Annotated in this window: 7 protein-coding genes; 4 read left to right on the top strand and 3 right to left on the bottom strand. The window is 65.9% G+C overall.

All coding sequences use genetic code 11. The annotated features are described in order from the left end of the window. Positions 1-126 precede the first annotated feature (126 nt). From glpD to ACWEO2_RS22810, 3 genes are all read right to left on the bottom strand, one after another. Positions 127-1,806, bottom strand: coding sequence for a glycerol-3-phosphate dehydrogenase (gene glpD / locus ACWEO2_RS22820; RefSeq protein WP_452407155.1), 1,680 nt, complete (start codon positions 1,804-1,806; stop codon positions 127-129). A 63-nt stretch (positions 1,807-1,869) separates the two neighbouring features. Further along, complete coding sequence (gene glpK / locus ACWEO2_RS22815; RefSeq protein WP_452407154.1) at positions 1,870-3,390, bottom strand: glycerol kinase GlpK; 1,521 nt, start codon at positions 3,388-3,390, stop codon at positions 1,870-1,872. 34 nt (positions 3,391-3,424) lie between these two features. After that, entirely contained in the window at positions 3,425-4,240 is an 816-nt protein-coding gene (locus ACWEO2_RS22810; protein WP_452407153.1) for an MIP/aquaporin family protein, read from the bottom strand. 258 nt (positions 4,241-4,498) lie between these two features. Here ACWEO2_RS22810 and ACWEO2_RS22805 point away from each other — a divergent pair, with 258 nt between their 5' ends. The 4 genes from ACWEO2_RS22805 to ACWEO2_RS22790 all read left to right on the top strand — a co-directional run bounded on the left by ACWEO2_RS22805 (position 4,499) and on the right by ACWEO2_RS22790 (position 9,204). Continuing rightward, positions 4,499-5,263: an IclR family transcriptional regulator gene (locus tag ACWEO2_RS22805; protein ID WP_452407152.1), complete on the top strand. Its 765-nt coding sequence runs from the start codon at positions 4,499-4,501 to the stop codon at positions 5,261-5,263. A 65-nt stretch (positions 5,264-5,328) separates the two neighbouring features. Beyond that, positions 5,329-6,837, top strand: coding sequence for a glycerol kinase GlpK (glpK, locus tag ACWEO2_RS22800; protein ID WP_452407151.1), 1,509 nt, complete (start codon positions 5,329-5,331; stop codon positions 6,835-6,837). Between the two features lie 121 nt (positions 6,838-6,958). Continuing rightward, positions 6,959-7,852, top strand: a complete 894-nt coding sequence (locus ACWEO2_RS22795) for a DUF5995 family protein (protein ID WP_452407150.1) — start codon at positions 6,959-6,961, stop codon at positions 7,850-7,852. 44 nt (positions 7,853-7,896) lie between these two features. Continuing rightward, positions 7,897-9,204 (top strand): vWA domain-containing protein, encoded by a 1,308-nt coding sequence (locus tag ACWEO2_RS22790; protein WP_452407149.1) that lies wholly within the window; start codon positions 7,897-7,899, stop codon positions 9,202-9,204. The last annotated feature ends 46 nt before the right edge of the window (positions 9,205-9,250 follow it).

The raw sequence follows: 9,250 nt of genomic DNA, 5'->3' as shown, positions 1-9,250 counted from the left end.
TCGGAGAGTTGCCGCTGGGTGCTGACCTGGGGGTTGGAGCGGGGCGCGGCCTGCAGAGACGACCGACCCCGAATACGACTCGGCCCTGTGCGGTAGCTACCGCACAGGGCCGAGTCGCAGTTCGGATCAGGCCACGGCGACCAAGCGGGCCGCATTGGCCGACTCGTCGTCGGCGGCCTTATTGGCCGCCAGCTCGGCCTCGACCCGCTCGCGATAGCGGGTGACTTCGCGGTCGGTGGTCGCGGCGTCCCAACCGAGTCGGGCGCCGATGAGGTAGGCCACCGCGGGGGCCGCGGTCAGACCGCGGTCCGCGGTTTCGATGGAGATGCGGGTGCGGCGGGTCAGCACATCATCGAGATGCAGTGCGCCCTCGTGCGTTACCGCGTAGACGACCTCGGCACCGAGGTACTCGTCGGCACCCGGGAGCGGTTCGGCCAACTCCGGTTCGGCGGTGATCAGATCGAAAAGTTCGGAGACACCCGAACCGTAGCGGCCGAGCAGATGTTCGACGGTCGCGACGGGCAGGCCCGCGCGCTGCGCGACGCTGTGCACATCGGCGGCCAGTTCCTGATAGCCGACGGCGCCGAGCAGCGGCAGATGTTCGGTCACCGACGGGGCGGCGGCGCGGCCGAGGCCCTTGACGGCGGCATCAACCACATCGGCGGCCATCACCCGGTAGGTGGTGTACTTGCCGCCCGCGATCACGAACAGACCCGGAACCGGTTCCGCGACAGCGTGTTCGCGCGACAGCGATGCGGTATCGCTGGACGCACCCGACAGCAGCGGCCGCAGACCCGCGTAGGTGCCGACAATATCGTTGCGGGTCAACGGCTCTCGCAGCACCGCGTTCATATGGTCGAGGATGTACTGCACATCGGCGTCGCTGGCGACGGGATGGTTCTTGTCCAGCGCCCAGTCGGTGTCGGTGGTGCCGATGATCCAGTGCCGAGCCCACGGGATCACGAACAGCACACTCTTCTCGGTGCGCATGATCAGACCGGTATCCAGATCGAGCCGTTCACGCGGGACCAGAATGTGCACGCCCTTGGACATGCGCACGTGGAACGGGAATTTCACGCCGGTCATCTCGTTCATCTCATCGGTCCAGACACCGGTCGCGCTGATCACCCGGCGGGCGCGCACGGTGTATTCGCGACCGGTCTCCAGATCGGTGACGTGCGCGCCGATGACGCGCTCGCCGTCACGCAGCAGTCCGGTGACCTTGGTGCGGGTGAGTACCGTCGCGCCGTGCTGTGCTGCGGTGCGCGCGATGGTCATGGTGTGGCGGGCGTCGTCGACCTGCGCGTCGAAGTAGCGGATCGCGCCGATCATCGAGTCGTCACGCAGCGCCGGCGCCAATTCCATTGCACGCGTGTGCGATAGGTGCCGGTGCATGGGCAGCGCCCTGGCTCCGCCGATGGTGTCGTACAGCGCGACGCCAGCGCCGATGTAGGCGCGCTCCCATACCCGGTGCTGCAGCGGCAGCAGGAACGACACCGGCCGCACCAGATGCGGTGCGAGCCGGTGCAACAGCAGGCCGCGTTCCTTCAATGCCTCACGTACCAGCCAGAAGTCGAGCTGCTCCAGGTAGCGCAGGCCGCCGTGGATGAGCTTGCTCGAACGGCTCGAGGTGCCCGCGGCGAAGTCCCTGGCCTCGACCATGGTGACGGTCAGGCCGCGCGCTGCCGCGTCGAGGGCGGCACCGGCGCCGACCACGCCGCCACCGATGACCAGTACGTCGATTTCATTGTCGCCCAATGTTTTCAGCGCATCGGCGCGGTAGTTCGGGTCCAAACGTGCGGACACGGTACGTCTCCTTGTTTCGGTGCTACTCAGTCTTCGGGTTCGGGCCGAGCTGGTTTTCGAGGGTCATTCGTCCACGTCGATCCAGTCGAGGGTGCGCGCGACGGCCTTTTTCCAACGGGCATAACCGTGTTCGCGCTGCTGTTCGGTCCAGGTCGGGGTCCAGCGCTTGTCCTCGTGCCAGTTCTGCACGAGTTCATCGGTGTCGCTCCAGAATCCGACCGCCAGCCCCGCCGCGTAGGCGGCGCCGAGTGCGGTGGTCTCGGCGACCACCGGCCGCGAGACGGGCACATCGAGGAAGTCGGCCTGCAACTGCATGCACAGTTCGTTGGCGGTGACGCCGCCGTCCACGCGCAGGGTGTCCAGGCGCACACCGGAATCGGCCTCCATGGCCTCGACGACATCGCGGGTCTGGTAGCAGATCGATTCCAGCGTGGCCCGCGCGAGATGGGCATTGGTGCTGTAGCGGGACAGGCCGACGATGACGCCGCGCGCATCCGAACGCCAATACGGTGCGAACAGTCCGGAGAACGCGGGTACGAAGTACACCCCACCGTTGTCCTCGGCCTGCCTGGCCAGCGATTCGCTCTGGGCCGCACCGGAAATGACACCGAGCTGATCGCGCAGCCACTGCACGGCCGAACCGGTGACCGCGATCGAACCCTCCAGCGCGTACACCGGCTTGTCGTCGCCGAACTGGTAGGCGACGGTGGTGAGCAGGCCGTGCTGCGAGCGCACGATCTCGGTTCCGGTATTGAGCAGCAGGAAGTTTCCGGTGCCGTAGGTGTTCTTGGCCTCACCCGGACGGAAGCACACCTGACCGACGGTGGCGGCCTGCTGATCGCCGAGCACACCGGCCAGCGGCACTTCGCCGCCGAACGGGCCGTCGGCCCTGGTCTTGCCGAACAGTTCCGGATTCGACGAGGGTGCGATGGTCGGCAGCATCGCGCGCGGAATCCCGAACAGCGATAGCAGTTCGTCGTCCCAGTCGCAGGTTTCCAGATCCATCAGCATGGTGCGACTGGCATTGGTCGGATCGGTGACATGCACCCCGCCGTCGACGCCGCCGGTGAGATTCCACAGCAGCCAGGTGTCGGTGGTGCCGAAGATCGCCTCGCCCCGCTCGGCGTCGGCGGCGACGCCGGGAACGTTGTCCAGGATCCAGCGCAGTTTGCCGCCGGAGAAATAGGTGGCGGGCGGCAAACCCGCTTTGCGGCGGATGACTTCGCCATGACCCGCGCGTTCCAGGTCGGCGGCGATCTTATCGGTCCTGGTGTCCTGCCAGACGATGGCGTTGCAGTATGGGCGCCCGGTCCGGCGATTCCATACCACCGTGGTTTCGCGCTGGTTGGTGACACCGACCGCGGCGAGATCGCTCGCGACGAGATCGGCCTTGTTGAGCGTGGAGGCGATAACCGAGCGGGTGCGCTCCCAGATCTCGGTCGGATTGTGCTCGACCCACCCCGCGCGCGGCAGGATCTGCTCATGCTCGAGCTGGTGCCGGGCGATCTCGTTGCCGCCATGGTCGAACACCATGAACCGCGTGCTCGTTGTGCCCTGATCGATGGCGCCGACGTACTGGCTCATCGCTGTCCTTTCGAAAGACGCATGGGAAGAAGATTCAGAACAGGAATTGCGCGGCGAGTCCGGCCAGCGCGCCGCCAGCCAGCGGGCCGAGTACCGGCACCCAGGCATAGGACCAGTCGGAGTTGCTGCGACGGGGTTCGGTGGGGTGCTCGGGCAGCTGTTCGGCATATCCCGCACCCGCCGCGACCGGGATTCGCTCGGACTGCGCTGGCGCGGACTTGCCGATCGGCAGCAGCGCGTGCGCGATGCGTGGCCCGAGGTCACGGGCCGGGTTGATGGCGTAACCGGTCGGGCCGCCGAGCGAGGCACCGATGCCGACGACCAGCAGTGCCGCGGCGACCGGACCCAATCCGGTCGGGGTGTGGCCGAACGCCATGATCACCAGAACCAGGACGAATGTGCCGATCACCTCGGTGGCGAGGTTCCACCGCAGGGCACGGATCGCGGGCCCGGTGGCGAAGACCGCCAGCTTCTTGTCCGCATCGGTCTCGGCGTCGAAGTGCCGTTTATAGGCCAGATAGGCCAGATTCGCGCCGAGGAAGGCGCCGACCATTTGCCCGCCGAGATAGGCGATGGTGTTGACGACCGAAATATCGACACCGGGTGCGTACTGGTCCGCACCGCTGAAGAGAATGCCGATAGTGACCGCGGGATTGAGGTGACCGCCCGATTTGTAGGCGACGTACACCCCGGCCATGACGCCGAGACCCCATCCCATATTGATCAGCAACCAGCCGCCGTCGTATCCCTTGGATTTGGTCAGCAACACATTCGCGACCACGCCGACACCGAGTAGCAGCAGGATCCCTGTGCCGAGTGCCTCGCTGACGAATACCGAGCCGAAGTTCACCGTTGAGCCTCCGTCTGAAAATGCCAGCCGCGGTTGCGACTGCTGGCGCAGAGGTTACGACCGCATTGCGATACCGGACATAGCTCGCGTTCGACAATGCCGAACGGTTGTGGTGGCCGTCGCACTGCGCCGCCACTACTGTCCAGCGACCGTGGAGGTCACCATGACGCAGGTCACACCTCATGGCGCGGGTGTTGCTCGGAGGTCCCTACGCATTCGACATTGTCGAACTCGCAGGTTCCAGATAGGTTTCGGCGTATGCCCGGTCCGATCCAATCGATCGAACGAGCGGCGGCCGTCCTACAGCTGCTCGCTCGGGGTTCCGGCCGCCTCGGGGTCGGTGAGATCGCGGGTGCGCTCGATCTGGCCAAGCCGACCGCGCATGGCATTCTGCGTACGCTGCAGGGTGTCGGATTCGTCGAACAGGATCAGGCCAGCGGCAAATACCAGCTCGGTGCGGCCGTCTTGCATCTCGGGACCAGCTATCTCGATAACAACGAGCTGCGCTCGCGGGCGATCAACTGGGCCGATGCCTTGGCCGCGCGCACGGGTGAGTCGGTGCGAATCGGAGCGGCTGCCGAAGGAGATGTGGTGGTCGTGCACCATGTCTTCCGCCCGGACAATACTGAGCAGGCGCTCGAGGTCGGGGAACTACTGCCGATGCACGCGACCGCGCTCGGCAAGGTGCTGCTCGCTTATGACGCCGAGGTGGCCGCCGCCGTCCGCGCCGGTGAGTTGGCGCGGCTCACCCGGCGCACGATCGTCGACCGGGCGGCGCTCAACCGGGCGCTCGTGGCGGTTCGGCAGGCCGGATGGGCCGGAGAGACCGAGGAGTTCCGGTCCGGCGTCGCCGCTATCGCGGCGCCGATCCGCGCGCACGGCGGACTGGTGGTCGGTGCAATCGGGATCAGCGGGCGGGTCGACCGGCTCTGTGATTCGCAGCTGCGGCATCGGCCGACGCTGGTCGGCCTGGTGCGCGATGCCGCGTACGCGGTATCGCGGGATCTCGGTGCCGGGCACTGAGTTCGCTGAACTCGATCCGAATCACGCTCCACCGAACCGAATTTTCATCCGATAGGAAGCAGGCGATGTCGCAACGCTATGTGCTGGCGATCGACCAGGGCACCACCTCGACCAGGTGCATCCTGTTCGATCAGCGTGCCCGCCTGGCCGGTGTCGCCCAGCGCGAACACCAGCAGTATTACCCGCGTCCGGGCTGGGTCGAACAGGACGCGATGGAGATCTGGCGCAATGTCGAGCGGCTCGTCCCGCAGGCATTGCGGGATTCGGGTATCGCCGCCGAACAGGTTGTGGCCCTCGGCATCGCCAATCAGCGCGAAACCACGGTGGTCTGGGATCGGCGCACCGGCGTGCCGATCGGGCGAGCGATCGTCTGGCAGGACATGCGCAGCGATGACCTGGTGCGCGAATTCGACAGTAAGCCGGGTGCGGAACGGATCCGCGAATTATGCGGTCTGCCGCTTGCGGGCTATTTCGCCGCGCCGCGCCTGCGTTGGCTGCTGGATGCCATTCCGGGACTGCGGGATCGGGCCGAGCGCGGCGACGTGCTGTTCGGCACCATGGAGACCTGGCTGATCTGGAATCTGACCGGTGGTGCGGACGGCGGTGTGCATCGCACCGATGTCACCAATGCCAGCCGCACATTGCTGATGAATATCACCACGCTCGCCTGGGATCGGGAACTACTGGAATTCTTCGGAATTCCCGCCGCGATGCTGCCGACCATTCAGCCCTCGACCGCGTCCTACGGGACGACCAGTCGCGTGGTGCCCGGCATCCGGATCGCCGCCGCACTCGGCGACCAGCACGCCGCGCTGTTCGGCCAAACCTGTTTCGCCCGTGGGGAAACCAAATGCACCTATGGGACCGGGGGCTTTCTGATGATGAATACCGGGCGAGAACTGGTGCAGTCGTCACACGGTCTGCTCACCACGATCGGGTATCAGATCGAGCCCGAACCGGTGTACGCGCTGGAGGGGCCGATCGCGGTCGCCGGATCGCTGGTGCAGTGGGTGCGCGACAATATCGGCCTGGTGTCGAGTGCGCCCGAAATCGAAACCCTTGCTCGCACAGTCGAAGACAATGGCGGCTGTTATATCGTGCCCGCCTTCTCCGGTCTGTACGCGCCGCATTGGCGCAGCGATGCGCGGGGTTTGGTCATCGGCCTGACCTCCTATATCAACAAGGGCCACCTCGCCCGTGCCGTACTGGAGGCAACCGCCTGGCAGACCCGCGAAGTCGTCGACGCCATGAACGCCGACTCCGGTCTGCATGCCCGCACCTTGCGCGTCGACGGTGGCATGACCTCCGACAACCTGCTTATGCAGATAGTCGCCGATGTCCTCGATATTCCCGTCATGCGCCCCTTCGTCGCCGAAACCGTCTCCCTCGGAGCCGCTTACGCCGCCGGTCTCGCCGTCGGCTACTGGCCGGACCTGGAAGGTCTGCGCAGCAATTGGCGCCTGGCGGGCCAATGGGTCCCCCGAATGGACCCGATCCACCGCGCCGATGAATACGACAACTGGAAACGCGCAGTAGCCCTCACCTTCGGCTGGGCGCGGTCGAAACGGCAATAGGTACCCCGACCAGCGCCCCTGACGTGGTCGCATGCACCGTGACCGCGAGTTCGTCGGATAGCCCGGTCGGCGCGCCCCGACGCAGTCGGCGCAAACCTGAATCGCGCTTTAGACTTCGGCGGTGCGAACTTCGTTGCGACCGGCCGTCCTAGGTCTGATCAGTGCGATGCTCGTGATGGCCGTCGGGTCGACCCCGGCGGCCATCGCGCAAGCGGTCGACCCGGCGGTCTGCGGCACGCCGCTCTCGCCGGATGAGCTGGACACCATCGCCCGGCTCTCCGACACCGGCACGCTGGCCGGAGATGCGTTGCAGCGGTTGACGATCGCGGTGGCGCGCCATCATGAGATCACCGACATCCTGGTCGCGCATCGGGATCGGCGCGGGCTGTTCCCACTCGGACTCGACGGTGTCGAACAGTTGGCGGTAATGCCCATGCAGCGTGATCCCGCCGCATTTCGGGACCGGGAGTACGCGCATGCGATCAGCCTCGAGCTACTGGGGCGATTCCTGAAAAACCTGCATGCGGCCGTTACCGGCGCGCCCGTCGAGCCACACTGGGCGCGGTATTTCGAGCTGGCCCGGCGGTGTGAGGTGTCGCCCGCCCGCGTCGCGATGGCGGGCTATAACGCGCATTTGACCGTGGATCTCGCGTATTCGGTGGCGTCCGTGGGCAGTAAGCCGGACAACGCGCCCGACTACTTCAAGATTGTCGATGCCATCGCGTCATCCGGTCAGGTGATCGTCGATCGCACCAAGGAGGTCTACAACGGGGATCTCGGTCCGCTGTGGCGGTTCTATTTCCTCGGCGAGGGGCTGGACCTGCTGCTCGGTGCGGGGGTCGCGACCGGTCCGCTCCTGCGGGCCGCGGATCTCGGGTACAACGTGGCGATCTACGGCAATGGGCTGGCGCTGAAGGATCCCGGACTGCACGATGCGACCGTGGCGGAAGTCGGGCTGCTCAGTGCTTCCGTCGATGCTGCACTGGATGTGTTGACGCTGCTCAGAGGTTTGTGAGACACCTAGGCGGTACGGGTCTGGTGGCAGGGCAAGGAGTCGCGGTGGGCACATCACTCGTCAAGGGACAGAACGGCCCGTTGGCGGTGTCGAATGTCGTTGTCTCGGTGCGATCGGCGGCAGCGGTCGATGTTTCGGCGCTATTGGTCAACGATGCGGGCCGGGTGCGTACCGACGCCGACTTCGTCTTCTTCAATCAGCCGAATGCGCCCGGTGTGGAGTTGCGGTCGGGAATGCCTGCGGCGCTGGTCGTTTCCACGGCCGAAGTATCCGCGGAAATCGATCGAATTCGGGTGGTCATCACGCTGGATGATGCCACCGCAACCTTCGGGCAATTCACGCCACCGGTTGCCACCGTCGCCGACGGATCCGGAAACATCCTGTACGAGTACGTGATCGATGGACTCGGCACCGAATCGGTCGTCATCGCAGTGGAACTGTATCGGCGTAATTCCGACTGGAAGATCCGCGCGGTTGGGCAGGGCTATGCGGGTGGGTTCGCCGCCCTGGTCACCGACCACGGGGTGAGCGTCGACGATGAACCCGCACCGGTGTCCGTTGCGCCGGTGGGATTCCCGGCGCCCGCCGCAACGGCAGCGCCTGCGGCACCTGCCGCTGCCCCCGAAGTCCGCACCGTCCCCGGTGAAGCCGCACTCTCCTTCGAGAAGCGCGCCACCCTCGACCTGCGCAAACGCGAGGTCGCCAAGGTCCTGATCACCAAGAACGCCTTCGGGATTCGTGCCCGAGTCGTGCTGGTCATCGATAAAACCCTCAGCATGAGCAGGCAATACAGCAAAGGGGTCGTGCACCGCGTCGTCCAGCGGATGATCCCGGTGGCCACCCAACTCGACGAGGACGGCACCTTGGAGGTCTACCTCTACGCCCTGTCCTTCGCGAAACTGCCTGATATCACCGTCGAACACGGCGATGCATGGGCCCAGACCTTCCTGCACCTCACCGGCATCCACCAGGGCATCGACTACGCCAGAATCGGTGGCCGCAATGACGAACTGCCGATCATGCGCGACATCATCGCCTCATTGCGCCCCGGCGGCACCCCGACCCTGGTGCTGTTCTTCACCGACGGCGGGTTCGCCAAGAAGCGTGAAATCACCGCACTCATGCGCGATGCGTCTCGGCTGCCCGCCTTCTGGCAGTTCGTCGGCCTCGGCAAGGCCAACTACGGCCTGCTGCGGACCCTCGACGAAATGTCGGATCGTGTGGTCGACAATGCGGGTTTCTTCGCCCTCGACGACATCGACCAGGTGGACGACGCGCAGCTCTATGCCCGCCTGCTCGGCGAGTTCCCGGACTGGCTGCGCGCCGCGACCCGGGCGGGCATCCTCGGCTGAGTCATCGGCGAACCGAAAGACGCTCGCGCGTAACCGCCGACGCGAA

This window comes from Nocardia sp. NPDC004278 (genome assembly GCF_053602975.1).
Note: the sequence above shows the minus strand (reverse complement) of the source record. Positions and strands in the feature narration are given on the sequence as shown.

What these genes read in the sequence shown, in the direction of transcription:
- glpK (WP_452407154.1), bottom strand. Translation starts at nt 3,390, where the DNA reads ATGAGCCAGTACGTCGGCGCCATCGATCAGGGCACAACGAGCACGCGG.
- ACWEO2_RS22805 (WP_452407152.1), top strand. Translation starts at nt 4,499, where the DNA reads ATGCCCGGTCCGATCCAATCGATCGAACGAGCGGCGGCCGTCCTACAG.
- glpK (WP_452407151.1), top strand. Translation starts at nt 5,329, where the DNA reads ATGTCGCAACGCTATGTGCTGGCGATCGACCAGGGCACCACCTCGACC.